24 protein-coding genes and 1 tRNA gene are annotated in these 24,722 nt (G+C 72.2%); 8 read left to right on the top strand and 17 right to left on the bottom strand.

Annotation, left to right across the window (positions count from 1 at the left end; translation table 11 throughout):
• Positions 1–24: 24 nt before the first annotated feature.
• A complete protein-coding gene (locus tag AB0J33_RS02950) occupies positions 25–1,059 on the bottom strand; it encodes an aldo/keto reductase (protein WP_363609186.1) in 1,035 nt (344 codons plus the stop codon).
• A gap of 123 nt (positions 1,060–1,182) precedes the next feature.
• Here AB0J33_RS02950 and AB0J33_RS02945 point away from each other — a divergent pair, with 123 nt between their 5' ends.
• Positions 1,183–1,815 carry a TetR/AcrR family transcriptional regulator gene (locus AB0J33_RS02945; protein WP_363609184.1) on the top strand — a complete coding sequence of 211 codons (633 nt, stop codon included), beginning with the start codon at positions 1,183–1,185 and terminating at the stop codon, positions 1,813–1,815.
• An 88-nt stretch (positions 1,816–1,903) separates the two neighbouring features.
• On the opposite strand, the gene AB0J33_RS02940 is transcribed toward AB0J33_RS02945, so the two are convergent.
• Positions 1,904–3,013, bottom strand: a complete 1,110-nt coding sequence (locus AB0J33_RS02940; protein ID WP_363609182.1) for an FAD-dependent oxidoreductase — start codon at positions 3,011–3,013, stop codon at positions 1,904–1,906.
• Positions 3,014–3,159: 146 nt separating this feature from the next.
• On the opposite strand from AB0J33_RS02940, the gene AB0J33_RS02935 reads away from it, so the two are divergent.
• A complete protein-coding gene (locus tag AB0J33_RS02935; RefSeq protein WP_363609180.1) occupies positions 3,160–4,017 on the top strand; it encodes a helix-turn-helix transcriptional regulator in 858 nt (285 codons plus the stop codon).
• A gap of 45 nt (positions 4,018–4,062) precedes the next feature.
• Here AB0J33_RS02935 and AB0J33_RS02930 read toward each other — a convergent pair whose 3' ends face one another.
• Positions 4,063–5,739, bottom strand: a complete 1,677-nt coding sequence (locus tag AB0J33_RS02930; RefSeq protein WP_363609178.1) for an MDR family MFS transporter — start codon at positions 5,737–5,739, stop codon at positions 4,063–4,065.
• A 155-nt stretch (positions 5,740–5,894) separates the two neighbouring features.
• Complete coding sequence (locus AB0J33_RS02925; RefSeq protein WP_363609176.1) at positions 5,895–6,437, bottom strand: type 1 glutamine amidotransferase domain-containing protein; 543 nt, start codon at positions 6,435–6,437, stop codon at positions 5,895–5,897.
• 168 nt (positions 6,438–6,605) lie between these two features.
• Here AB0J33_RS02925 and rfaE2 point away from each other — a divergent pair, with 168 nt between their 5' ends.
• Entirely contained in the window at positions 6,606–8,444 is a 1,839-nt protein-coding gene (rfaE2, locus tag AB0J33_RS02920) for a D-glycero-beta-D-manno-heptose 1-phosphate adenylyltransferase (protein ID WP_363609174.1), read from the top strand.
• Positions 8,441–9,319 (top strand): glycosyltransferase, encoded by an 879-nt coding sequence (locus tag AB0J33_RS02915; protein WP_363609172.1) that lies wholly within the window; start codon positions 8,441–8,443, stop codon positions 9,317–9,319. The genes rfaE2 and AB0J33_RS02915 overlap by 4 nt, the downstream gene beginning before the upstream one ends.
• Before the next feature lie 6 nt (positions 9,320–9,325).
• Here AB0J33_RS02915 and AB0J33_RS02910 read toward each other — a convergent pair whose 3' ends face one another.
• From AB0J33_RS02910 to AB0J33_RS02900, 3 genes are read right to left on the bottom strand one after another with little or no spacing between them, the layout of a single operon-like run.
• Complete coding sequence (locus tag AB0J33_RS02910) at positions 9,326–10,435, bottom strand: glycosyltransferase family 9 protein (RefSeq protein ID WP_363609170.1); 1,110 nt, start codon at positions 10,433–10,435, stop codon at positions 9,326–9,328.
• A 7-nt stretch (positions 10,436–10,442) separates the two neighbouring features.
• Complete coding sequence (locus AB0J33_RS02905) at positions 10,443–10,994, bottom strand: Hsp20/alpha crystallin family protein (RefSeq protein ID WP_363609168.1); 552 nt, start codon at positions 10,992–10,994, stop codon at positions 10,443–10,445.
• On the bottom strand, positions 10,994–11,497 hold the full coding sequence (locus tag AB0J33_RS02900; RefSeq protein ID WP_363609166.1) for a DUF2231 domain-containing protein: 504 nt from the start codon (positions 11,495–11,497) through the stop codon (positions 10,994–10,996). The genes AB0J33_RS02905 and AB0J33_RS02900 overlap by 1 nt, the downstream gene beginning before the upstream one ends.
• 164 nt (positions 11,498–11,661) lie before the next feature.
• Here AB0J33_RS02900 and AB0J33_RS02895 point away from each other — a divergent pair, with 164 nt between their 5' ends.
• Complete coding sequence (locus tag AB0J33_RS02895) at positions 11,662–12,279, top strand: pyridoxamine 5'-phosphate oxidase family protein (RefSeq protein ID WP_363609164.1); 618 nt, start codon at positions 11,662–11,664, stop codon at positions 12,277–12,279.
• Positions 12,280–12,306: 27 nt separating this feature from the next.
• Here the strand turns inward: AB0J33_RS02895 and AB0J33_RS02890 are convergent, their stop codons facing one another.
• The 5 genes from AB0J33_RS02890 to AB0J33_RS02870 all read right to left on the bottom strand — a co-directional run bounded on the left by AB0J33_RS02890 (position 12,307) and on the right by AB0J33_RS02870 (position 18,276).
• Positions 12,307–12,951 carry a response regulator transcription factor gene (locus AB0J33_RS02890; protein ID WP_363609162.1) on the bottom strand — a complete coding sequence of 215 codons (645 nt, stop codon included), beginning with the start codon at positions 12,949–12,951 and terminating at the stop codon, positions 12,307–12,309.
• Positions 12,951–14,168, bottom strand: a complete 1,218-nt coding sequence (locus AB0J33_RS02885; protein WP_363609160.1) for a sensor histidine kinase — start codon at positions 14,166–14,168, stop codon at positions 12,951–12,953. The genes AB0J33_RS02890 and AB0J33_RS02885 overlap by 1 nt, the downstream gene beginning before the upstream one ends.
• A 110-nt stretch (positions 14,169–14,278) precedes the next feature.
• Positions 14,279–16,819, bottom strand: a complete 2,541-nt coding sequence (locus AB0J33_RS02880) for an ABC transporter permease (RefSeq protein ID WP_363609158.1) — start codon at positions 16,817–16,819, stop codon at positions 14,279–14,281.
• A complete protein-coding gene (locus tag AB0J33_RS02875) occupies positions 16,816–17,571 on the bottom strand; it encodes an ABC transporter ATP-binding protein (RefSeq protein ID WP_363609156.1) in 756 nt (251 codons plus the stop codon). The genes AB0J33_RS02880 and AB0J33_RS02875 overlap by 4 nt, the downstream gene beginning before the upstream one ends.
• 147 nt (positions 17,572–17,718) lie before the next feature.
• The gene (locus tag AB0J33_RS02870) at positions 17,719–18,276 is read right to left on the bottom strand and encodes a DUF4240 domain-containing protein (RefSeq protein WP_363609154.1); all 558 of its coding nucleotides are present in this window, start codon (positions 18,274–18,276) and stop codon (positions 17,719–17,721) included.
• Between the two features lie 66 nt (positions 18,277–18,342).
• On the opposite strand from AB0J33_RS02870, the gene AB0J33_RS02865 reads away from it, so the two are divergent.
• Together AB0J33_RS02865 and AB0J33_RS02860 are read left to right on the top strand one after the other, a co-directional pair.
• Entirely contained in the window at positions 18,343–19,026 is a 684-nt protein-coding gene (locus AB0J33_RS02865; RefSeq protein WP_363609152.1) for a class I SAM-dependent methyltransferase, read from the top strand.
• An 85-nt stretch (positions 19,027–19,111) separates the two neighbouring features.
• Positions 19,112–19,969: a patatin-like phospholipase family protein gene (locus tag AB0J33_RS02860; RefSeq protein WP_363609150.1), complete on the top strand. Its 858-nt coding sequence runs from the start codon at positions 19,112–19,114 to the stop codon at positions 19,967–19,969.
• 55 nt (positions 19,970–20,024) lie between these two features.
• Here the strand turns inward: AB0J33_RS02860 and AB0J33_RS02855 are convergent.
• Positions 20,025–20,101: transfer RNA gene (locus AB0J33_RS02855), tRNA-Thr, on the bottom strand.
• A 144-nt stretch (positions 20,102–20,245) separates the two neighbouring features.
• On the opposite strand from AB0J33_RS02855, the gene AB0J33_RS02850 reads away from it, so the two are divergent.
• Positions 20,246–21,988, top strand: coding sequence for a metallophosphoesterase (locus tag AB0J33_RS02850; RefSeq protein WP_363609148.1), 1,743 nt, complete (start codon positions 20,246–20,248; stop codon positions 21,986–21,988).
• 248 nt (positions 21,989–22,236) lie between these two features.
• Here AB0J33_RS02850 and ricT read toward each other — a convergent pair whose 3' ends face one another.
• From ricT to AB0J33_RS02830, 4 genes are all read right to left on the bottom strand, one after another.
• The gene (gene ricT, locus AB0J33_RS02845) at positions 22,237–23,076 is read right to left on the bottom strand and encodes a regulatory iron-sulfur-containing complex subunit RicT (protein WP_363609146.1); all 840 of its coding nucleotides are present in this window, start codon (positions 23,074–23,076) and stop codon (positions 22,237–22,239) included.
• A 307-nt stretch (positions 23,077–23,383) separates the two neighbouring features.
• Complete coding sequence (locus AB0J33_RS02840) at positions 23,384–24,064, bottom strand: hypothetical protein (RefSeq protein WP_363609144.1); 681 nt, start codon at positions 24,062–24,064, stop codon at positions 23,384–23,386.
• Positions 24,064–24,369 carry a type VII secretion target gene (locus tag AB0J33_RS02835; protein ID WP_112725261.1) on the bottom strand — a complete coding sequence of 102 codons (306 nt, stop codon included), beginning with the start codon at positions 24,367–24,369 and terminating at the stop codon, positions 24,064–24,066. Before AB0J33_RS02835 ends, AB0J33_RS02840 begins: the two co-directional genes overlap by 1 nt.
• A gap of 1 nt (position 24,370) precedes the next feature.
• Positions 24,371–24,700, bottom strand: coding sequence for a YbaB/EbfC family nucleoid-associated protein (locus AB0J33_RS02830; protein ID WP_053659404.1), 330 nt, complete (start codon positions 24,698–24,700; stop codon positions 24,371–24,373).
• Between the last annotated feature and the right edge of the window lie 22 nt (positions 24,701–24,722).

The following is a 24,722-nucleotide window of genomic DNA, read 5'->3' as shown; positions in this document are numbered from 1 at the left end:
CGGTCACCGACCAGGGGCCGCGCCTCACTGCGGGTGACGCAGGCCGGCGAAGTACCCCTCCTGGATCCAGTTCGGGTACGCGACCGGCAGCTTGGTGGCCTCGTCCAGCGCGGTGAGGTCCTCGGCGGTGAGGGTGAGGTCCGAGGCGGCGATGTTGTCGACCAGCTGCTCCTCCTTGCGGGCGCCGACAATCACGCTGGTCACCGCCGGACGGGACAGCAGCCAGGCGACCGCCACCCGGGCCGGGCTGACGTCGTGCCGCTCGGCGACGCCCTTGAGCACGTCGATCACTGCGAAGGCGTGCTCCGGGTCGAACGGGGTGAAGCTGGCGTACCCGGGCTGGGCGCTGCGCGCGCCACTGTCGGCGACGGCGCCGTCCCGGCTGACCTTGCCAGAGAGGAAACCGCCGGCGAGCGGGCTCCACACGGTCAGCCCGACGCCCTCGGCGAGCGCCATCGGCACCACGTCGCGCTCCACGTCCCGGCCCAGCAGGGAGTAGTACTCCTGCACCGAGACGAAGCCGGCCAGCTTCTCCCGGGCGGAGATGCCCAGCGCCTTGGAGAGCTGCCAGGCGGCGAAGTTGGCGGCGCCGACGTAGCGGACCTTGCCCTGCCGGACCGCGTCGTCGAGCGCGCGCAGCATCTCCTCCATGGGCGTGACGTGGTCGAAGTTGTGGATCTGGTACAGGTCGATGTGATCGGTGCCCAGCCGGCGCAGGCTGTCCTCCAGGTTCTGCATGATGTGCAGCCGGGAGGTGCCGACATCGTTCGGGCCGGGGCCGGTCCGGGAGTGCACCTTCGTCGCCAGTACGACGTCGCGACGCCGCTTGCCGAGCGCCTTGCCGAGCAGTTCCTCGCTCTCGCCGTCGCTGTAGCCGTCGGCGGTGTCGACGAAGTTGACGCCCGCGTCCAACGCGGTGTCCACCAGCCGCTGCACCTCGGGCAGCGCCAGCCCGCCGAGGGTGCCCCAGAGCGGGTGCCCGCTGCCGCCGAAGGTCATCGCGCCGAGCGAGATCTCCGAGACGTACACCCCGGTGGTGCCCAGCAGTCGGTACTTCACGTGTGTTGCTCCTCGTGTGGGTCGGAGGCCGAGGTCAGCGCCTCGTGGTCACTATGTCGGACAGTGTGTCCGGCAACGAGCGTACGTCGCCGGCCCGACCCGCGGCCACCTAGGATTCCGGCTATGCCCTCGATCACCCGCCGCCGCCCGCGCAACCCCGACGGACGCGCGGCGGTCGAAGGGCGGGTGCTGGCGGCCACCGAGCGGCTGCTGAAGGAGGGAATCCGCTTCACCGACCTCGGCGTGCAGCGGATCGCGGCCGAGGCGGGCGTGGCGCGGTCGACCTTCTACACCCACTTCCGGGACAAGAGCGAGCTGCTCATGCGCCTCGCCGGCACCATGCGGGAAAGCTCCTTCGACCGCACCGGCGAGTGGGATCCGGGCGCCCCCGGCGACCCGCTCGCGAAGCTGACCGAGGTCTTCGCCGACGTGATCCGGATCTACCGGACATACGCCCCGGTACTGGCCGCCATCAGCGAGGTCGCCGCGTACGACGAGGTGGTCCGGGAGTTCTGGGCGGCGGGGCTGGAAAAGTTCGTGGCGCGCACCGTCGCCGCGCTGCGCGTCGAGCAGCAGGCCGGCCGTACGCCGGCCGACCTGGACGTGACCGCCGCCGGCCGGCTCATCGTGATCGGCGGCGACCGCTTCCTGGCCGACCACGTCAGCACCACCTCGGCCGACCCCGAGACGGACGCGGCGGCAGCCCGGGAGTTGGCGGCTACCTGGTGGTACGGCACCTACCGCCGGCCCGCCTGATTCTTGATCGACTCTGATTCCCCCAGTCGGGGCGTCCCGCCATCCGGACACCCCGACTCCTGACCCCTTTCCGGCTGCTGCCCGGTCTTCAGGCGGCGGTGGGGCCGAACTGGGCGGTGAACCGGCCGGTGAACAGGTCGACGCCCTTGTACTCGGCGACCGTCGCGGCAGGAATGACGGCCGGACCGCCGGGCGTGGGCATCTGGCCGACACCATGCTGCGGCCCGAGCGGGAGCAGAATCATCGGATCGGGCATGGGCTGGTACGTGGCCACGGCCCGCTCGCCCCGCAGCTGCGCGGTGATGTTCTGCGCCACCACCTCGGCATGCTGCAACGCGTACGCCGCCAGCTTGTCCTCGGCGACGTCGGTGAGGTCACCGACTGCGTAGACGTGGCCGAGGATGCCGTCGAGCCCCCGCACGTTGAGAGTTTTGGTGACGCGAACCTGCCCCTGCGAGGTGAGCGTCGTCAATCGGCCGTCGACCAGGTAATCGCTGTTGATCCTCAGACCAAAGGCACGGAACCAGATGTCGGCGGTGATCTCGCCGCCGTCGGTGGTGGTGGCCGTCAAGGTCGCGGCCCGCCCGGCCTCGGTCGTCAAGGGCCCGGCCAGGCTGGTACTCAGCCGCACCTCGATGCCGAACTCGTCGAGCTGCCGATGCAGGTCATCGCGCATCTCTCGCTTGAAGCCTGGCAGCAGCCGCTCGGCTGGATCGACGATCGTCACGTGCTTCTCCGGCCAAACCCCCTTGATCTCACCGGCCAGCTCCAACCCGACCGGCCCGGCACCGAGGATCAGGACTCGCTCGGCGCTGGCCAACTCCTTGTTGGTCTGGCGCAGGTCGTCGAGCGCCGCCGCCATCGAGTCGGCGCTGGGCCGGGCCGGGTAGGCGTAGCTGGAGCCGGTGGCCAGCACCAGATAGTCCGCCGCGACACGCTCGCCCGAGGCCAGCGTGACGCCGCCGGGATCCACCGAGACGGCTCGATCTCGGATCACCGTGCCCCGCGAGAGCACCGTCTCGAAGGGGAAGAACATGTTCCCGGCCCAGTCAGGCCGGGCCAACGCCCGCAGCGATGCCGCGACGTTGACGAACGCGTCCCGAGGGTCGATGAGGACGACATCGCCCACCGACTCCAGCGTCTTGGCAACCGCCGTACCCCCGTAACCACCGCCGACGACCGCAACCGTACGACTCATGACTCAGCTCCAACCGACAGGGATTTCGCTCGACAGCCGTCGAGCGCCTTGCCCCACGGTCGTCAACTGGCCGAGGGCCAGGGAGGCCGGACTGAGACTGGTAGTGGCAGGGACACCATTTGATGAGCCTGCGTTGTTACGTTCGGATGGTGAGCGACAACGAGCTTGGGTTGTTCCTGCGCCTCCACCGGGAAGCGGTGACACCGGCCGAGGTGGGGCTGCCCACCGGGCCGCGCCGTCGCGCCCCGGGGCTACGCCGATCCGAGGTGGCGGCCCTCGCCGACGTCAGCGTCGAGTACGTCACGAGACTTGAACAGGGCCGCGACCGCCGGCCGTCCCCGCAGGTGCTCGCCGCGCTCGCCAACGCACTGCGGTTGAACTGGAACGAACGCGCCCACCTGCACCGCCTTACCAAGGCGGCTGATCCCAGCTACAACTGCCGGGGCCAGATCGCGCCGAGCCGCGAGGTACGTCCGACCGTGCGGGCGCTGCTCGACCGTCTCGAACCCGCCCCGGCGGTGCTGCTCAACCAGCTCAGCGACGTCCTCGCCCACACCGCCGGCTACCTGCGGCTGGTCGGTCCGATCGGTCTGCTGGACGCGACGCCGGCCAATCTCGCCAGGTTCATCCTCGGCGACACCCGGGCACGCAGCGCGTACCTCGACTGGGACTACCTGGCCGACGAGCAGGTCGCCGCCCTCAAGCAAGGTCCGTTCCGGGCCTACCCGCCGATGGCGGCCCTGGCCGACGAGTTGACCATCACGGCGGGTGATGTCTTCACCCGGCGCGTCGACACCGTTCCCAGCCTGCCGAAGGCCAGCGGCGTCTTCCGGCTGGCCCATCCCCAGGCGGGCATTCTCCGGCTCGCGTACGAGACCCTCGAACTTCCCGCGGACGATGACCAGCGTCTGATCGTGCACCTGCCCGCCGACCCGGCGACCGCCGCCGCGCTCGACCGCCTCAACAACCAACACCCGCAGCCACTACGTCTCGTGGCTGGCTGACAGCGACCGCCCCGGAGCGGTCCGGGGCGGTCGGTGTCGCGACGCTCAGATCATCGTCTGCGACTTGGCCTCCATGTCGGCGGCGGCCTCGTCCTTCGATTCGCGGGTCAGCGGCTTGCCACCCGGCGCCGGGGCCTCGCCGCCGAGCGGGTCAGCGCCGCCGGTAGCGCCCCTCGGGCCGGCACCGCGCAGCTGCGTGTTGGGCAGCGCCAGGGTGACCAGCACCGCCACGATCGCGATCAGGCCAGCGGTCAGGAACACCATGTCCAGCGCGTCGACGAAAGCGCCCTGGATGGCCGCGCGTACCGGCGCCGGCAGGGCCAGGATGGTGGCCGGATCGTTGATCGAGATGTCTGTGCCGCCACTCGCCGCCACGGCGGCCCGCTCCTGCGGCGGGAGCTGCGCGATCGCGCCGGGCAACCGGTCGGCGAGCCCACCCGTCAGCCGGGACGAGAGCACCGTGCCGAGGATCGCCACCCCGAACGAACCGCCAAGCGACCGGAAGAAGGTCGCCGAGGAGGTGCCCGCGCCCAGGTCGCGTACGGAGACCGCGTTCTGCACCGCCAGGATCAACGACTGCATGCACAGCCCCAGCCCGACGCCGATCACCACCATGAACCCGAACGCCAACCAGAGCGAGGTGGCCACCGACAACTGGGTGAACAGGAACATGCCGACCAGGAGGGTCACCGAGCCGGCCACCGGGAACCACTTGTACCGACCGATCCGGGTCATCGCGCGGCCGGTCAGGATCGAGGTGATGATGATGCCGGCCATCATCGGCAGCATCAGCAGACCGCTCTGGGTCGGCGAGGCGCCCTTGACGATCTGCAGGTAGAGCGGGATGAAGATGATCGACCCGAACATCACCAGACCGATGATGAGCAGAGCCGAGTTGGCAAGCGCGAAGGTGGCGCTCCGGAACAGCCGCAGCGGCAGGATCGGCTCGGCCACCCGGGCCTCCTGGAGGACGAAGAGCACCCCCAGCACGGTGCCCACCACGAAGAGCGTGATGATCACGCCGGAACCCCAGGCGTACTCGTTGCCGCCCCAACTGAGCGCGAGCAGCAGCGCGCTCACCCCGGCGACCAGCAGGCCGGCGCCCAGCCAGTCGATCGAGTGGTCCCGACGTTCGAACGGGATCAGCCGCATCACGTGGTAGCAGACGACGATCGCCAGGATCGCCAGCGGCACGTTGATGTAGAAGATCCACCGCCAGTCGGTCTCCGCGAAGTAACCACCCACCAACGGCCCGGCGACCGACGAGATCCCGAAGACCGCGCCGAACAGACCCTGGTAGCGACCACGCTCCCGGGGTGACACCACGTCCGAGATGATGGTGAAGGCGAGCGTCAGCAGACCACCGGCGCCGAGACCCTGGATACCCCGGGTGACGATCAGCTCGGTCATGTTCTGCGAGAGCCCGGCCAGCAACGACCCGACCAGGAACGTGCCGATCGAGAAGAGGAAGACCGGTCGGCGCCCGTACAGGTCGGCCATCTTGCCGTACAGCGGCGTCGACGCGGTCGAGGCGAGCAGATACGCGGTGACCACCCACGAGTAGTGGTTGATCCCGCCCAGTTCGCCCACGATGGTCGGCAACGCCGTGCCGACGATGGTCTGGTCGAGTGCGGCCAGCAGCATGCCGGTCATCAGGCCGAACATGAGCAGCCGGATCTGCTGACGGTTCAGCACCGGCGCGTCGGAGGCTTCGGTGGTCATGTGCCCTTCTATCCCGCGAGCCGCAGAACATGCGCCGAACCGCGAAAAACCCCGACCCCCACCGCACGCCTCCGGAAGCGTTGATCATGAAGTTGTTGCCACGACACGCGCGCCGAACGGCAACAACTCCATGATCAGCAGAGGGCGGGGTGGGGTCAGGGGGTGGCGAAGGTTTTGGTGATTGCGGCGCAGAAGGCCGGGAGGTCGTCGGGGTTGCGGCTGCTGGTCAGGTTGCCGTCCGTGACGACCTCCTCGTCCACCCAGCTGGCGCCGGCGTTGGTCAGGTCGGTACGCAGGGTGGGCCAGGAGGTGATGCGGCGACCACGCACCACGTCCGCCTCGATCAGCGTCCACGGACCGTGACAGATCACCCCGACCGGCTTGCCCGCGTCGAAGAACGCCTTCACGAACCGCACCGCGTCCGGGTCGCCCCGCAGGAAGTCCGGGTTCGCCACCCCGCCGGGCAGCACCAGCGCGTCGTAGCCGGCGGCGTCCGCCTTGTCGGCGGTCACGTCCACGTCGTAGGTCTTGGAGTGGTCCAGGTGGTTGAAGGACTGGATGGAACCGGGCTTCAGCGAGACCAACTCGGCCGTCGCGCCGGCACTCTCGACCGCCGCGCGTGGCTGGACGTACTCGACCTCCTCGACACCATCGGCGGCCAGGAAGGCGATCCGCTTGCCCTGCAAATTCGCTGCCATTTCGGTACGTCTCCTTTCCGGGGGTACCTCAATTCCCTTCCCGCCCCTGACCGCCCGAAACAGGTCGGACAGGCTCGGACCGGTCAGGCGTCAGCGGAAGCCGCCTGACCAGCGGCGGACGCCCGTCGGGCAGGTTTGTCGGCGAGGCCGCTGGGGACCCGGGGAGGCATGGCAGGAGCAGCAGCGGAACAGCGCCGGCTCGCCACCGTCGTGGAGAGCTGGCTCGGACGCCCAGTCCTGATCGTCGGTGACGCCATGTTGGACGAATGGCGGTTCGCCGACTCCGACCGGCTCTGCCGGGAGGCGCCCGCCCCGGTCCTCACCCTGCGTCGGCGCATCTCCGCGGCCGGTGGGGCCGCGAACACCGCCGTCAACGTCGCCGCCCTCGGCGGACGGGCGGTGCTGGTGGCACCGGTCGGCGCCGACGTCGCCGGCGACGAGCTGCACGACTGCCTGGACCGGGCCGGCGTCTGGGACCGCACGGTCAACCAGCCCGGACGGCCCACACCGGTGAAGCGGCGGATGTTGGCCGGTAACCAGATCCTGCTGCGCGAGGACTCCGGCGACCCCGAGGACACCCTGGACCACGACGGGGTGGCCCGGCTGCTCACCGCCCTGAGCTGCGCCACCGAGGAACTGCGCGCCGCCGCCGGTGGGGAGGCGCCGACCCTGGTGGTCTGCGACTACGGCCTGGGCGCGCTGCCCGCGCCGGTCCGCGCGTGGCTGGTCGAGCACCGCGAGCGGTACGCCACGGTCGCGCTGGACGCCCACGACCTGGCCGACTGGCGGGGTCTCGCCCCGACCGTGGTCACCCCCAGCTTCGCCGAGGCGACCCGACTGTTGGCCCGCGCGGGCGGGACGACCCGACCGACCGGCGGGACCGACCTGCACCTGGAACACCCCGACACCGACCCGGTCGACGGGCCGTCCGAGATGACCGCCGGCGCCGCCCCGGGCGGGGTACGCGCCGACGACGTGAGCCCCACCGACCCGGCACCGGAGCGCCGTCCCGGGCCGGTCGGTGAGCCCACCCCGGGCGAGGGACGGGTGGCCCTCACCGGCGACGGGCTCAGCGTCACCGGCACCGGCGTCACCGTGAACACCCGGGCCGGCGAGGGCGTGGACCGGGCCGTCCTGGCCGAGTCGCGCCTGGCCGAGCTGCGCGCGCACACCGGCGCCGACGTGGTGGCGGTGACCCTGGACACCGAGGGCGCGGTGGTCGGCGGCGCCGACGGGGAACCACGACGCAGCCACAGCACCCCGGTGCCGGCGAGCCACGCCGTAGGTGCCGGCGACGCGTACCTGGCGGCGATGACACTGGCCCTGGCCGCCGACGCGCCGCTGCCCACCGCCGCCCAACTCGCCCAGTTGGCGGCCACCATCACCGTCTCGGACACCGGCACCTGCGTGTGCCGCCGGGACGACCTGCTGGCCGCGCTGGACCAGCCGACCGACGGCGCGGGCCACCCCGCGCTGGTCGGCGGCGACGAGTTGGACGCGATCGTCGCCGAGTACCGGGAGGCGGGACGGTCGGTGGTGTTCACCAACGGCTGCTTCGACGTGCTGCACCGCGGGCACGTGCGCTACCTGGAGCAGGCCCGCGCGTTGGGCGACCTGCTCATCGTGGCGGTCAACTCGGACGGCAGCGTACGCCGGTTGAAGGGCCCGGACCGGCCGGTCAACCCGGTGGAGGACCGGGGTGCCCTGCTCGCCGCGCTCGCCTGCGTGGACCACGTGGTGGTCTTCGAGGAGGACTCGCCCGCCGCGCTGATCGAGGCGGTCCGCCCGGACGTGTACGTCAAGGGCGGCGACTACCCGCCGGAGCTGGTACCGGAGGCGCCGCTGGTGCGCCGGCTGGGCGGTCAGGTGCGCACCCTGGGGTACGTGCCGGACCGGTCCACCTCGGCGATCATCGAGCGGATCCGGTCGCACAGCCAGGACCCGTCGCCGCACCTCGGTGACCGCGAGCCCGACCCGTCGCTGCGCACCCGCACCCAGGCGTCGTGAACCGCCCGCTCGACCTCGGCGACCCGGCGGACTTCCGCGCCGACCGGCTGGTCGACGTGCTGATTCCGACCCGGAACCGCCCCGCCGAGTTGGCCGTCACCCTGGGCGGCCTCGCCGCCCAGGACGGGCTTCCCGGCTTCGGCGTGGTCGTCAGCGACCAGTCCGACGGCGATCCCGCGTACACGCATCCGGCAGCGGCCACCATGGTCCGGGCGTTGCGGCACCGGGGGCACCCGGTGCTGCTGACCCGCCGGCTGCCCCGCCGGGGGTTGGCCGAACACCGGGCGTACCTGCTCGCCGCCTCGTCCGCCCGGTACGTCCTCAACCTCGACGACGACATCTGGCTGGAACCGGGGGCGCTGCACCGGCTGGTCACCGCGATCGGCGCGCTGGGTTGCGGGTTCGTCGGCAACGGTGTGCACGGGCTCTCGTACACCGACGACGTACGACCCGACTCGCACGGGCACTACGAGGAGTGGGTCGGCCCGCCGACACCGGAGCGGATCCGACCCGGCACGCCGGAGTGGAACCGCGCCCGCATCCACTCGGCCGCCAACCTGCTGCACATCACCGAGCGGTTGGCGCTCCCGCCGGGCGCGTGGCGGGCGTACAAGGTGTCCTGGATCGGCGGGTGCGTGCTCTACGACCGGGCCAAGCTCATCGACGCCGGCGGCTTCGACTTCTGGCGTCGGGTGCAGGAGAAGCACCAGGGTGAGGACGTGGCCGCGCAGCTCGCGGTGCTGTCCCGCCACGGCGGGGCGGGCATCCTGCCCAGCGGCGCGTACCACCTGGAGTCTCCCACCACGGTCACCGACCGGGACGTGGAGGCGTGGGAGGTCGTCCTCACCGACGAGGACACGCCGCAGCCGGCCTGAGCGCCGTCACCGCGCGGCCAGCAGGTCCCGGGCGGCTTCCAGCACCTCGGCCACCGGCACGTCGGTGACGAACGAATCCCGGTGCGGGCACTCGCCGTCGCCCGGCCGGTGCGGATAGATGCCCGGTGTGCAGTCGACCCCGCAGACCGGGCAGTGCACCGTCCAGGAGGAGATCGGCCGGTGCCGGAGCCGCAACGGGCTGGCCCCGTTGATCAGGTTGCCGACCCAGAAGATCCCCACCGTGGGCGCACCCACCGCGGCGGCCAGGTGCAGCGGGCCGGTGTCGTTGGAGACCACCAGCGCGCATTCGGCGTAACAGCCCGCCAGCGCACCGAGGCTGAGCGTGCCCACCTGTGGCCGCACCGGCACCTGCGCCGCGGCGACGACCCGATCCACCACCTCCTGCTCGGACGGGGTGCCGGTGACCAGCACCTCGTAGCCGTCCTCGTGCAGGGCACGGGCCACCTCGGCGAAGCGCTCGGCGGGCCAGCGGCGGCGGGTGTCGGTGGCCCCCGGATGCAACGCCACCCGAGGTCGGCCAGCCGGGCCGAGCACCCGGGCGGCCTCGGCCCGGTCGGCGTCGGTCACCGCCAGCGTCGGCGTGATGGTGGTGGCCGGTGCTCCCGCCAACGCCACCACCTCCAGGTAACGGATCACCTCGTGCTGGTAGTAGACGTAACGCAACCACCGGTCCAGCGGCGGCGCGTCGTCGCTGCGCAGGCCGACGGTCAACCGGGCACCGAGCCGACTGATCAGCGGGTTGGAGTTGGCGCCGCCGCCGTGGAGCTGCACTGCCAGGTCGAACTCCGCGCCGGTGGCGGCGGTCAGGAAGTCGTCCATTGACGACTCCGGCTCGCCGGGCTCCGGCGTCCGGATGCCGGCTGCCGGCGGCACCACCAGCACCCGGTCCACCGGGCCGGGCCGGTCGCGCCAGAGCTTCGCGTGCCACGGCGCACCGAGCAACACGATCTCCGCCGTGGGGTACGCGCCACGCAGCGCATCCAGCGCCGGCAGGATGAAGATGAAGTCACCGAGCGCGTTGGCGCGCAGCACGGCGATCCGCCGCACGTCGGGAAGGCGCTCGGAGGTCGGGCCGAGCACGGACGGGGAGACCACGCGGCCGCTACGGCCGGTCGATCTCGCCGACGGTGTCCGGGTGGTGCAGCTCCCGGTCCGCGGCGGGATCGGCCGGCATCGGCGTACCCGTGGGGCGGCCGCCGGAGCGCGGCCCGGTGCGGCCCACGGTGATGGTGCGCGGCGCGGGCCGGGTCGCCCGGGGCAGGCGGACCCGGAGCAGGCCGTGGTCCATGACCGCGTCGATGGCGTCCGGCTCGACCCGGGACGGCAGGTTGACGCGGTACTCGAAGCCGCGCGTCTCGAAGCCACCGGGGATGCCCTGGTCGGCGTTGACCTCCGCCTCCGAACGGGCGCGCACGCACAACTCGCGGTCGTCCAGCTCGACCGCCACCTCCTCCGGTGCCACGCCGGGCAGTCGGACGACGACCTCCCAGCCGTCGGACGTCTCGGTCAACTCGACGTCGGACCCGCCGCCGCGACCGCCGACCAGGCGACTCAGCTCGGAGCGCAGCGACTGCAACTCGCCCATCGGGTCCCAGCCCTGCTGCCGACCGCCCCGCCATCCACGGCCGAAGCCACCGGTCTGCTGTTCGCTCATCACATCTCTCCGATCCGCTGGGTGGCCGCCGGCGGCCGTAGGGAGCTGGGCGCGTCCAGGCCGGCGTCGCGGTCGACGCCCACACCGAGCCGGTCGACCAGCTCGCCACCGAGCCAGGCGCTGATGCCGAGGATCGCCACCGCGACCACCTCGATGGCGATCAACGCGCCGCCAGCGGCGCGCGAGTCCGCATTGAGCCGGACGGCCCACACGGCGGCGAAGAGCAGGATCACCGCGACGTTGGCGCCCGCGTGCAACAGACCGACCCGCTTGGCGCGGGTGCCGGTCGGGATCGCCAGCAGGTCGAACGAGCCGGCCGCCGCGGCGAGCAGGCCGCCGATCAGGCCGACCGTGATGTTCCAGTAGGCGACCTCGCCGAGGAAGTCGGGACCGCCCACGGTGTCCACCACGTCGAACAGCACCGCCGTGACCAGCAACGCGACCGGGAACATGACCAGCATCGGGTGGACTGGGTGCCCCAGCACCTTGAGTCGGCTCTCCATCTCCCGGCCTCCACTGGTCGGCGTCCTGCGGAACGGTCTCGTGCGGCGAGCGTCGGGTGAGGCCGTACCCCCGGCGACCGAGCACAAACCTCGCGCTGGTCACGACGGCATAGGCTGACGACTGGTAGTGCCCGCCACCGGGTCAACGCCTGAGGAGGACCAACGTGACGGTGGAGATCACCTCGCACGAGGAGTTGCGCGCCCTGCTCGGCGTACCGAACGCTCGGGCCGCCAACAAGGAGCGCTCCCGGCTGCACGAGCGGGACCGCGACTGGCTCGCCGCCTCGCCGTTCTGCCTGATGGCCACGGCCGGCGCGGACGGCAGCTGCGACGTCTCCCCCAAGGGCGACCCGGCCGGGTTCGCGCTGGTGCTGGACGAGACGACCATCGCGCTGCCCGAGCGGCCGGGCAACCGGCGGGCCGACGGCTACCGCAACATCCTCGACAACCCGCACATCGGGTTGCTCTTCCTCATCCCCGGTCGGACCGACACGCTGCGGATCAACGGGCGGGCCCGCCTGGTCAGCGACGCGCCCTGGTTCGACGACATGGTGGTCAAGGGGCACCGGCCGGTGCTCGCCGTGGTGGTGGAGATCGAGCAGATCTTCTACCACTGCGCGAAGGCGTTCCTGCGGTCCGCGCTGTGGCGGCCGGAGACCTGGCAGCCCGAGTCGCTGCCGTCGCGGGCACGCCTGATCAAGGAGGTCGAGGCGCCGACGGAGAGCCTGGAAGACCTGGAACGGCACTACGGCCCGGAGTACGCCTCGAAAATCTACGTCTGAGCGCGCGCGTCACCTCATCCAGGCACGTCAGTGGTTGAGGTAGGCGAGAACGGCACGCACCCGCCGGTTGGCGTCCTCGGCCGGAGGCAGGTCGAGCTTGGCGAAGATGTTGGTGATGTGCTTCTCCACCGACACCGGCGCGAGCACGAGCGCCGCGCAGATCGCCGCGTTCGACAGGCCCTGCGCCATGAGGCCGAGCACCTCCTGTTCCCGGGCGGTGAGCCCGTCGACCCCGTGGTTGCGGCTGTTGCGGGTGAACAGCTGCCGCACCACCTCCGGGTCCAACGCGGTCCCACCGTTGGCGACCCGCTCCACCGCGTCGAGGAAGTCGTCGAGGGCGGTCACCCGGTCCTTGAGGAGGTAACCCACCCCACCCCGGCCGTCGGCGAGCAGTTCCACGGCGTACGCCCGTTCGACGTACTGGGAGACGATGAGCACCCTGGTGTCCGGGTCGCCGGCCCGCAGCGTCAGCGCGGCGCGGAGTCCCTCGTCGCGGAAGCCCGGTGGCAGGCGCACGTCGACGATGGACAGGTCGGGTCGGTGTTCGGCGACGGCCGCCAGCAGGGCGGGTGCGGTGTCGACGGCGGCGACGACGGTGTGGCCGGTGTCGGTCAGCAGCCGCACCATGCCGTCCCGGAGCAGCAGCAGGTCCTCGGCGATCACGATACGCATCAGTGGGGTAGCTCCGCGGACAGGACGGTGGGACCGCCGGGTGGACTGGTGATGGTGAGCCGGCCGTCGAGCGCCTCGACCCGGCGACGCAGGCCGTCGAGCCCGGAACCGGACGGGTCGGCGCCGCCCTGCCCGTCGTCGGTCAGTGTGACGATGACCGTGCCGGCCCGGCGGGTGAGACTGACGACGCAGGTCCGGGCGTCGGCGTGCTTGCCCGCATTGGCGAGACCCTCCGCGATGACGAAGTAGGCCGCCGACTCGACCGCCGCCGGGTAACGGTCGTCCGGATCGCCCCGAATCTCGACGGCGAGCGGGCTGTCGCCGGCCAGGGCGGCAACGGCCGCGTGCAGCCCTCGATCGGTGAGGATCGGCGGATGGATGCCGCGTACCAGCCGACGCAGCTCGGCGAGGGCGTCGTCGAGCTGCCGGCGGGCGAGTTCGACGTCGGACGCGGCGGCGGCACCGGTGCGCAGCTTGCGGGCGGCCAACGCCAGCGTCATGCCGGCAGCCACGATCCGCGCCTGCGCGCCGTCGTGCAGGTCCCGCTCGATCCGGCGCAGCTCCGCCGCCTGGGCGTCGACGACCCGACGGCGGGTCTGCGCGAGGCGGGCGGCCTCCTCGACCAGGTGCCGATGCGCGCCCGGAGCCAGCAGGGCCCGGGCCAGGAGAGCCTGGGCCTGCCCCGCGGTTCGCAGCAGCCACGCGGTGACCGGCAGCAGCAGCACGCCGAGAACGGTCAGGCCGAACCGGCCCGGCACGGTCGTCATGAGCGGACGCATCGGAAACGGCGCGTGCGGGTTCGGCACCGCCCACGCCCACAGGGGCGCCACGACGGCGGCGAGATGGACGACGGTGACCACCGTGGCCGCGATTCCGCCGGCCAGGCCCAGCGGGAACAGCACGACCAGCCAGGCCAGGTCTCTCCAGGTGGCCGGTTGCGCCGCGACCGCGCCGATCCGCTGCCGGACGGTGCCGCCGTCGGTCGACAGGTACGGCGTGGCGATCGCGGCACCGAGCACCCAACGAGCCCTGCGCCGCTCCACGTCCGCGAGGCGCCGGGTCACCCAGGCGGCACCGAGGAACGCCGGCCCACCGAGCTGCGTGATCGCCAGCAGGCCGACACCGAGGGTGGACGCCAGGACCCAGGCAAGGCCGACCAGACCGGCGACGAGGCTGCTGACCAGGTACCCCAGCGCTGACGCCGTTGTGCGGATCATCACGGGGATCGTACCCGCGGTGCGCCGGCACCAGCCGATGGTCGCCGGCCGGACCCGGCCCCCGACGGTACGGAGGACGGGTCCGAGCGGCGATCCGGTGGGAGGCACGGTCAACGTCCGTCGCCCAGGGCCGGCAGGCTGCGCCGCCCCAACAGGACTCGGGCCGGTACGACGCCCGCGACCAGCCCCAGTGCCGCGACACCGCCGAGCATCGCCGCGTAGGTGCCGGCGTCGACGAACACCCGTGGCGTGCCGTCCTGCGCGGTGCTGAACGCACCCACCACGATCGCGGTGACCAGGATGCCCAGCGCCAACCCGGCGCTGACCGTGATCAACGCTTCGCGGCCGACGAGACGGTGCAGTTGCCCGGTCGTCGCCCCGACCAGCCGCAGGCCGGCGAACTCGCGGCGACGCGCGGCGGTGGCGATGGCGAAGGTGTTGACGACCGCGATCGCCGTGAAGCCGAGCGAGATGACCACCATGAGTTCCCAGGCACCCTGCTGGTTCTGTGCGTCCCGGGCGGGTGCCGCTCCGAGCGTGGGGGTCAGCCGCAGCTCAGGCCACGAGGCGGCGATCTGGTCCGGCACGTCGCCGTGGTAGCGCAGCCCGACCGTGCTGACCAGTCCGCGCGGATCGTGTGCCGCCACCAGGTCGGCGGGGAGCGCAAGGTCACCGAAACCTCGGGCTCGGGCGTACACCCCGGCGAGGCGCAGGTGGACCTGCTGACCGTCGGCGAGCCAGATCGGCACGTCGTCGCCCAACCGCCAACCGTACTGGTCGGTGATGTACTCACTGGCGGCGAACGCCCCGGTGCCCGGCAGCGTTCCGGCGCGCAGGTCGAGGTCGAGCGCGCTCTCGTCGCCGGCCACCAGCAGACCCTGCGTGGCGAAGTCCTCGGGCTTGCCGCCCTGCTCGACGATGGCCCGGGTCGGCAGCGTCGCCGCCGCGCCGGTCACCCCGTCGAGGGCGGCGAGCTTTTCCACGGTGCCGAGTGGAAGACCGCCCTGCGCGGTCACCTGCGCCGTCGCGGACGCCGTCCGGTCCACCTGCTCCTGCGCCGTCAGGTCGTCGATCAGGGCGCTGTTGAGCAGCATGGTGGCATTGATCGCGAACATGAGCACGAGTGGGACGGCGACCGCCGCGACCCGCCGCGGCTCGGCTCGGGTGACCAGGCCGGCCAGCCAGCCGGTCGCCCCGCCGAGGCCCACGAGGCGGGACACCGGCGTCGTCAACACCCGGATCAGCAGCGGGCCGAGAGCAGCGACCGTGCACAGCAACAGGGCGGACGAGACGAAGCTCATGCCCATCCCGAGTGGCCCGTCGAGCGGGACGAAGATGAGCAGGGCGACCGCGCCCGCGGCGGTCACCACCGCGAGGACGGCCCGTACGACGAGACCACCGGTCGGCGCGTTCGCGGTCTCGGCGAGTGCCTGCGTCGGGGCGATCCGCACCGCTCGACGGCCGGCGATCCGTGCGCCGACGAAGGTCACCAGCATTCCCGCCACGGCGGCGGCGATGAGCACGATCACGTTGGTCCGCACGACGAACTGGGCCGGCACCGCGCCCAGGTCCCGGAACCGGGCGGCCACCAGGTGGGCGAACAGCACACCCAACGGCGCGCCGGGCAGCGCGGCGAACCCGGCGAGCAGGACGCTCTCCACGCCGAGCAGGCGGCGCAGTTGACCGGGGGTCGCGCCGGAGGCGCGCAGCAGGGCCAGTTCGCGCAGACGCTGGCGTACGCCGAGCGTGACCGTGCCGGTGAGGACGAAGACAGCTGAGAACGCCGTGATGCCGATGACGAAGCCGAACATCGAGATCGGACCGATGTAGTCCGGCAGGGCGCCGGGCAGGTCGGCCCGGACCCGGTCCGCGCCGGTCAGCACGGGAGCCTTCCCGGCGGCCTTCTCGACGGCGGCGCGCAGGGCGACCGGGTCGGTGCCGGGGGTGGCCAGGACGGCCACCGCGGTCGGGCCGGGCAGACCCGACACCGACGCCACCTCAGCATCGGCGACGAACAGCGCACCCTGAGCGGGCAGACCGTCCCGGCCGACCGGTGCGGCGATGCCGGACACCGTCATGCTGCGGACGCCGGTCTTCGTGGTGACGACGAGACGTCCGCCGACCGTGGCACCCGAGCGGTTGGCGAGGTCGGCGTCGACGACGACCTGACCCGGGCCGGGTGCCTCGCCGGTGCGCAGCACGTACGGGGTCAGCGGCGCCGAGGCCCATCCGTGCCCGATCACTGGCGCGTTGTCGGCGCCGCGCAGCGGACGGCCGTCCGACGTACCCGCCTGGACCGGGAAGGCGACGTCCGCGACCGCCGTCGCCACGCCCGGCAGGTCACCCAACCGGCCGGCAAGGTCCGCTGGCAGCGAGCCGGCGCCGGTGAGCCGCTCGGACTTGACCTTGCGCTTGACCTTGACCTTGTCCTTCTTCTCCTTGGTGGTGACCTTCTCCAGGGTGACGGCGCGGTCGCCGGACACGACGAGCGTCGCCGCCGCGAACCGGTCGGCCGGCGGCTTCGCGGTGAGCACGGAGGCGAGCAGCAGCCCGCCGCCGGCGAGCAGGGCCACGGCCAGCAGCGCGGCGAAGAACGTGCCGGCGTACGCGCCGCGGTGTTGGCGAAGAGTGCCGAGAGCGAGCCGGATCATCGGACGGTCACCGCCATCATCTGCGCCGCGACCTTCTCGGCGGTCGGGTCGGCGAGTTCCGTGACGATCCGCCCGTCGGCGAGGAACACCGCGCGGTCGGCCCACGCGGCGGCGGACGGGTCGTGCGTCACCATGATGATCGTCGTGCCGGTGCTGTCCACCGCCTCGCGCAGCAGCCCGAGCACCTCACGACCGGTCGACAGGTCCAGCGCCCCGGTCGGCTCGTCGGCGAAGATGACCTCCGGCCGGCTGGCCAGAGCGCGGGCGAGCGCGACGCGCTGCCGCTGCCCACCGGACAGTTGGCCGGGCCGGTCGTTCTCCCGTCCGGTGAGCCCGACGCGGCGCATCACCTCCCGCGCCCAGTCCCGGTCCGGGCGTACCCCGGCCAGCCGCTGCGGCAGCAGGATGTTGTGCCAGACCGACAGCGCGTCCATCAGGTTGTACGACTGGAAGACGAACCCGACCCGCCGCCGCCGCGCCTGGGTGAGCTGCGGCTCACGCAGCCCGCCGATGTCCTGGCCGGCGAGGAGCACCCGGCCGCTGTCCGGCCGATCCAGGCCCGCCGCGCAGTGCAGGAGCGTCGACTTGCCCGAGCCCGACGGGCCCATCACCGCGCAGAACGAACCAGCCTCGAAGGCGACCGACACGCCGTCCAACGCCCGCGCACCGCCTCCGCCGGGATAGGTCTTCGTGACGTCGAGCACCTCGACGACCGGCCTGCGGGCCGGTGCGTTCATACCGCTGTTTCGCATGGTGAAAGCCTGGTCGAGACGGCGTTGCCGAAACACACGGCGACCCATGATCTTGGCGGTGGGGAAACCCCTACCGCCGGCTGATCGACCTCGACCCGGCGGCGGTGGGGTAGCTGCCGTCGCCCGGGTGGTCGGCGGCCCCGGCGGTCAGGCCGACCAACCGGCCGGGTTGCCGAACGACTCCCGGGAGATCCCGGAGCCGGTCTCCGGCCACGAACCGAACCGGTCGTTGTGCAGATGCGCGAAGAAGTAGCACATGCCCTCGCAGTCGGCGTCCAGCAGCGCCATCGCGGGATCGGCACGAACCGCCTCGTAGTACGCCCGGCCCAGGGCGACGATGAAACCCCGGCAGTAGAGGAAGCCGTCGTCCGACCCGTCGGTCACCTGGTGGATGTCCTCCCGGTCGATGTCGTGCAGCTTGCGCTCGACCACCCGGTCGAGATTTGTCAGCTCCTGCCCGGTCAGCTCGGCGGTGAGGTGCCCGAGACGGTCCAGGAACGCGTCCAGCCAGGCGTCGATGGCGTGGGCCGGGCCGTCATCGTCATCGTCGCCGTCGTCGGCGGCGGGGTCGCGCTCGACGAGGGCCTGGCGCAGCGCCAGGGGCTCCGGGCCCAACTCGGCCCAGGCCGCCTCGATCAGCGCCCACAGTCGGGCCTCCTCGGCGGGGGTGGGCATCGTCTGAGGGGTGTCGGTGGTCACGGTCACCGTCGGACCGTAACCACCACCACCGACGGTTTCCGGGCTCCGCCCGCTCCAGAATGGAGCGCCGGAATGGTCGGGTGTCGGTGCCGCTGGATTAGCGTGGGATCCGTGACCGTGGATGATTGGTTGTCAGAGACTCGCACCTCGTACGACACGGTGGCGGTCAGTTACGCGCGCCTGGTCCGCGACCTGCTGGCGGAGTCACCCCACGAACGAGCCGCGCTGGCGTCGTTCGCTGATGCCGTGCTGGGTGCCGGTGGCGGGCCGGTCGCGGATGTGGGCTGCGGAACGGGGCGCATCACCGCGTACCTGCACACCCTCGGCATCGACGCCTTCGGGATCGATTTGTCGCCCGGGATGATCGCGGTCGCCCGCCGTGACAACCCCGAGCTGAGGTTCGAGATCGGCTCGATGATCGACCTCGATCTCGACGATGCCTCGCTCGCCGGCCTGGTCGCCTGGTATTCCCTCATCCACGTCCCCGACGACCGGATCGGGACGGTGTTCGCGCACTTCCGACGGGTGGTGCGTCCCGGTGGCCCGCTGCTGCTCGGCTTCCACGTGGGCGACGAGACGACCCTCAAGACGGACGGTTACGGCGGCCTTCCGATGAACGTGCACGTCCATCGTCGTCAGCCAGCGCAGGTGGCGACCTGGCTGCGCGAGAACGGCTTCACCGTCGAGTCGCAGAAGACCGTCAGCTCGCCGGAGAGCCGGCTCGGCGGGATCATCCTCGGGCGACGGGAGCCCTGAGCGGCACCGTTGTCAACTTTCGGTACCCCTGCTAGCGTGCAACTGCGAACGCTGTTAGCAGTAACTCGATTCGAGCGGGGGACCGATGACCGACGACACGCGGCCCGTCTGGGTGCTCGGCGGCGGAGGGGTGGCCGGCATCGCCTGGGAGACGGGCATCCTCACCGGGCTCGCGGACGAGGGAGTTACCGTGACCCCGGAGGCGGTCCTCGTCGGCACCAGCGCCGGAGCCGTCGTCGCCGCGCAGATCAGCAGCGGCACGCCACTGACGGAACTCTTCGAACGCCAGCGCGAAGGCGTCGCCCACGAGACCTCCGCCGCACTCGGCTTCCTCGACCTCCTCCGGCTCGCGCGGGCACAACTGTTCGCCCGCACCCCGGAGCAGGCCGCCCGCCGCCTCGGTCGGCTCGCTCTCGCCGCGCACATCGACGACCCGTCCCGACACCGCCGGATCGCCGAGGCGAGACTGCCCGACCACAGCTGGACGGAAGCCGACCTGCGCATCGTCGTCGTCGACACCGCGTCGGGCGCCAGCCGCCTCATCACCCGGCACGACGACGTACCCCTCGTGGACGCCGTGGCCGCGAGCTGCGCCATGCCGATCTCCGCCGCTCCGGTCGCCATCGAGGGCCACCGCTACATGGACGGAGGGATGCGCTCGACCCTCAACCTCGACCTCGCCCCCGGCGACGGCCCGGTGATCGCCCTCGCCCCGAGCACCGCCGCGATCGGACCGTGGGCGCGCATCGGCAAGCAGCGAGCAGCACTGGGAGCTGGTCGGCGGGTGGAGCTGCTACTGCGAGACGCGGCGTCCACGCGGGCGCAGGGCACCAGCGTGATGGACAGATCCGTCGTGCCCGCGCTCGTCGCCGCCGCCCGGGAGCAGGGCCGACGCGAGGCGTCCCGGGTGGCGGCGGCGCTGTCCGCGACCAAACGCCCGTAACCGGCTCGGCGGCATGCGAAAGGCCCAGGTCACCGACGTGACCTGGGCCTTTCCGTGGAGCCGCCTGACGGAATCGAACCGTCGACCTACGCATTACGAGTGCGTCGCTCTAGCCGACTGAGCTAAGGCGGCAACGATCAGCAAGTGTACGGCACCCCGGCCGCACCGACCGAACGGGATACCCCCGCCGGGCCGGCCCGCACCAACCGGACATCGGCCGCCATCTGGACGCTTACCGGACAGCGAATGATCGGGTCCGGGACTACGCTGCGGCGGGTGAGCGACGAACGCGACGATTTCCCCCAGCCGGAGCGTCCTGACCGCCCGCCGGGCGGTGAACGCGCCGCCCATCGGCCGCGCAGCACCGACCCCCTGGAGTTGGGGTTCACCCCGCGCAAGCCGGTGCCGTGGCTGGCGCCGTTCCTGCTGATCAGCACGGGCATCCGCACGCTACTCGCGGTGCTCTTCGGGGCGTACCTCGACAAGCGTGAGTTGCAGAACGCGTTCGGCGACGACATCTTCCACCAGGTCGGGCCGGACGGCGGGCTGTGGCTCGACTACGTGGCCGACCTGGGTGACGGTTTCAACGCCACCTACTCGGTGGCGTACCTGCTGGCGCAGCCCGAGCTGACCGTGGACGGGCACCGACTGCCCCGGGCGCAGACCCTGGTCATGGGCGGCGACCAGGTGTACCCGTCGGCGGCCTATGCCGCGTACGAGGACCGGTGCAAGGGCCCGTACCAGGCCGCCCTGCCGGTGGCACCGCCCGAGAAACCCACTCTCTTCGCGGTGCCGGGCAACCACGACTGGTACGACGGTCTCACCGCGTTCCTGCGGTTGTTCGTCCGCTCCCGGGACCGGAACTTCGCCGGCTGGGGCACCGGGCAGTCCCGGTCGTACTTCGCGGTGGAGCTGCCGGCCGGCTGGTGGTTGCTCGGCGTGGACGACCAGTCCGGCTCGTACCTCGACGACCCGCAGCTGGCCTACTTCGACGAGGTGGCCCGGCGGCTCGGGCCGGAGTCGAAGGTGATCATCGCCGCGCCGGCGCCGACCTGGGTCAAGGCCGCCGACAACCCCACGGCGTACGACTCGATCGACTACTTCATCCGTACGATCATCGACCCGACCGGGGCGCGGGTGCGGCTACTGCTCTCCGGCGACCTGCACCACTACGCCCGCTACTCCGGGCCGGACCGGCAACTCATCACCTGCGGCGGCGGCGGCGCGTATCTCTACCCCACCCACAAGTTGCCGGAGCGCATCGAGGTGCCGCCACGGGACACGCTGGCCCGCAAGGCCAGCGCCGCCCAGCCGTACGAGTTGGTGTCCCGCTACCCGGACGCCGCCCGGTCCCGCCGCTACGGCTGGGGCATCTTCCCCCGGCTGCCGTTGCGCAATCCCGGCTTCACCACACTGCTCGGCACGCTGCACACCCTGCTGATGCTGGCCATGGCCGGCGCGACGGCGAACTGGGCCGACAGCACCGACCAGCGGCTGTTCAGCGTCCCGCTGGTGGTGATGGTGCTGGTGACGGTGGTGGCGGCGGCCCTCTTCGCCAAGCCGCCGAGCGCGAGCGGAAAACGCCACGCACGGCACTGGATCCTCGGCGTCGGCCACGGCGTGGCCCAGGTGGCCCTGGGGGCGGCCGGCACCTGGGCGTGGTTGGCGCTGCCGTTCTACGACTGGCCGTGGCCACTTCCGGCAGCCGCGGCGGCGGTGTTGTACGGCCCGGTGATCGGCCTGGTCGCGAGTCAGCTGGTGGCGGCCTATCTGCTGGTGGCGGGCTCGTTCGGGGTGAACGTCAACGAGTTGTTCGCCGGCCAGGGCATCGAGGACTCCAAGTCGTTCCTGCGGCTGCGCATCGACCCGGACGGCACGTTGACCATCTACCCGATCGGAGTGGACCGGGTAGCCCGCGACTGGCAGGTGAACCCCGACCAGTCCCCCACCACCAGTTGGCTGACCCCCAAGACCCCGTTAACCCCCCACCTGACCGAACCCCCCACAGCCCTCCACTAAACCCCGCCCACCGCCCACCATCCACCCATCCATCCACCCACCCACCACCAGCCGCGTTGATCAAGAAATTTGCGTCATGTCGGGCCTGATTCCTGACGCAAACCTCTTGATCAACGCGGCTGGGCGGGCGGGGACGGGCGGGGACGGGCGGGGACGGGCGGGGGCGGGCGGGGGCGGGCGGGGGCGGGCGGGGGCGGGCGGGGGCGGGCGGGGGCGCGGGCGGGGGCGGGCGGGGGCGCGGGCGGGGGTTAGGGGGTGTAGTGCTGGTCGTGGGCTTGGCGGGGGGCGCAGACGGAGGCGCGGGAGCAGGAGCAGCGGGAGCCGTCCGCGTCCAGGCGGACCGTCACCGCGTCCCTCGGGACACTATGGCCGACGACCCGGCCGTCACCCTCGGGAGTGGAGACCCGGCTGCCGACCGCCGGGGCGGTCTCCTGGAAACGCTGGTAGAGCGGGTGCTCGTACTTCAGGCAGCACATCAACCGGCCGCACGCGCCGGAGATGCGCAGCGGGTTGAGCGGCAGGTCCTGGTCCTTCGCCATCCGGATGGTCACCGGCTCGAAGTCGGTGAGGAACGTGGCGCAGCACAGGTCCCGACCGCACGAGCCGATGCCGCCCTGCACCCGGGCCGAGTCGCGTGCGGAGAGCTGCCGCAGCTCCACCCGGCAGTGCAGGGTCGCGCCCAGGTCGCGGACCAGAGAGCGGAAATCCACCCGGTGCGGGGCGGTGAAGTACACGGTGCTGCGCTCACCGCCGCTCTCGGCGGAGCCGAGCACATGATCGACGGCCACCACCTTCATCGGCAGGCCGTGCGAGCGGATCAGCCGTTTCGCGGCCACCTTCGCCTCGGCCTTGCGCCGGCGCAACGCCTCGTCGCGGCGTAGGTCGTCGTCACCGGCCAGCCCCACCAGGCGGGGGAAGCCGTCGGTGTCCTCGGTCACCCACTGCGCCGCCCACACGCACTCCGCTACCTCGGGCCCGTCGTCGGTGGGCACCAGCACCCGGTCGCCCACCTGCGGACGCAACTCACCCGGGTCGAGGTAGTAGAGGCGCCCGTACCGGTTGAAACTGACCGCGCAGAGCATGCCCATCCCCCCACCCTACGACGGGCCACCGCGCAGAGCGCACCGGCGGGCTACGCCCCGCTGCCATCCATGACCGTCGACTTGACCCATTGCCGGGCGTCCCGTCGTGCCGTTGCTCCTCGCCCGGACGGTTGAATCCGGGTCCGGGCAGGAGACAAGAGGTGCCTCGGCGGCGTTGAGTGGAGGCAGACCTGCGGGGGGTGCAGGGGGAAGACCACGGCGTCGCCGTGGGCGCCGGCTCAGGTCGGACGCCCGCGAGCGACGCCGTGGTCTGTCCGGCACAGCTGCCGAGGCCGGGACGACCGAGACCCGGCTACCAGCCGACGCGGGTGGGCTGGTCGTAGCGGGGTCGCCCGTCCGCTGGCGGACGCCACGCGGTCTCGGCCAGGCTCGGCGCCCACTGACGCAGGAGCGTCTCGGCGCCGTCGTACGCGACGCAGAGCACCGCCAGCACCCGTGCGGCGATCTCGGCCGCGTCGGCCACACCGGGCCCGATCGGCCCGGGGCGTGTCGACGCGGCGGTGGCGGTGGCGGCGACCACGGCGACCGCCTCGGCCGAGCGGAGCACGTCGGCCAAGGTGCGGGCCAGGGCGAGACGGCTGCCCTCCACCCAGTCGGCGAGGGCGTCCGCGTAACCCGCGGTGGATTCGAGTCGCCCGACCAGGCTGTCCGGCCCCTCGTCGAGGTGGCGCAGCAGCGCTGCCCGCTGTTGCCCGTACGCCGTGGCGGCCGGACCGGACCAGAGCACCGTGTCGGTGAGCGCGGCGGAGACGTCGTCGTACCCCCGGACCAGCCGGCGCACCGCGTGCCCGGCACTGGCGAGCGGCACGGGGTGCAGGTCGAGGAAGCTGCGGACCGCGTCGCCCGGCAGCACCTGCATGCGGCGCAGCAACGGCCAGACCCGGTGCCCCTCCGGGACGCCGGCCGCGATCAGCGTGTCCACCCGGCGGAGCAGGTCGAGGCCGGGCTCGGCGAGCCGGTCCAGGGCGTCCATCACGGCTCCCCGGTGAGCCGGCGGCGGGCTGCCCGGTCGACCTCGGCGTAACGGTCGGCGGCCTCCCGGACCGCCGCCGCGGCGGCGGCCAGTCGACCGGCGGCGGCGCGGGCCTCCCGGGCCCGATCGTCGGTGGCGGTGGTCCACTGCCGGTGCAGCGCCCGACCGATCTCGCCCGGACGGCCCGGCGCGTCGGCGCCGAACGCGGCCTGGGCCGGGTCGCTGGCGGTGACCGTGTGCGACACGACGGTGAGCGTGGCGCTCGCCTCGTCCAGTCGGGCGGAGAGCGCGCGCAGTGTGTCCATCTCAGGCCCCCGCGAGCGGTCGGTAGGCGGCGAACGTCTCGTTGTGCAGCTTTTCCCGGGCCCACTCGGCGGCGTCGGCGGCCGCGGTGACCGCGGCCTGCACGGAACCCGCCACGTCTCGCGGGCTGCGGCTGTGCAGCGGCCCGAGGAACCGGACGTCGGTGATCCGCCCCCCGGCGGTGACCACCACCTCGACCAGGCCGTCCGGCGAACGGACGGTCACCTCGACGGTCGACACCGCCTGGTCGAACTCGGCCTGGAGGGACTCGATCCGGCGGTAGCGGCGCACCGCCTCCTCGATCCAGGCTTCGTCGATCTCCCCCCGCGGCATCGGCCGACTCCTCCCGGGTGAT

The organism is Micromonospora sp. NPDC049645 (assembly GCF_040675155.1).
Lineage (GTDB): Bacteria > Actinomycetota > Actinomycetes > Mycobacteriales > Micromonosporaceae > Micromonospora.
The sequence above is the reverse complement of the archived record's forward strand: the minus strand, read 5'-3'. Positions and strand labels throughout refer to the sequence as shown.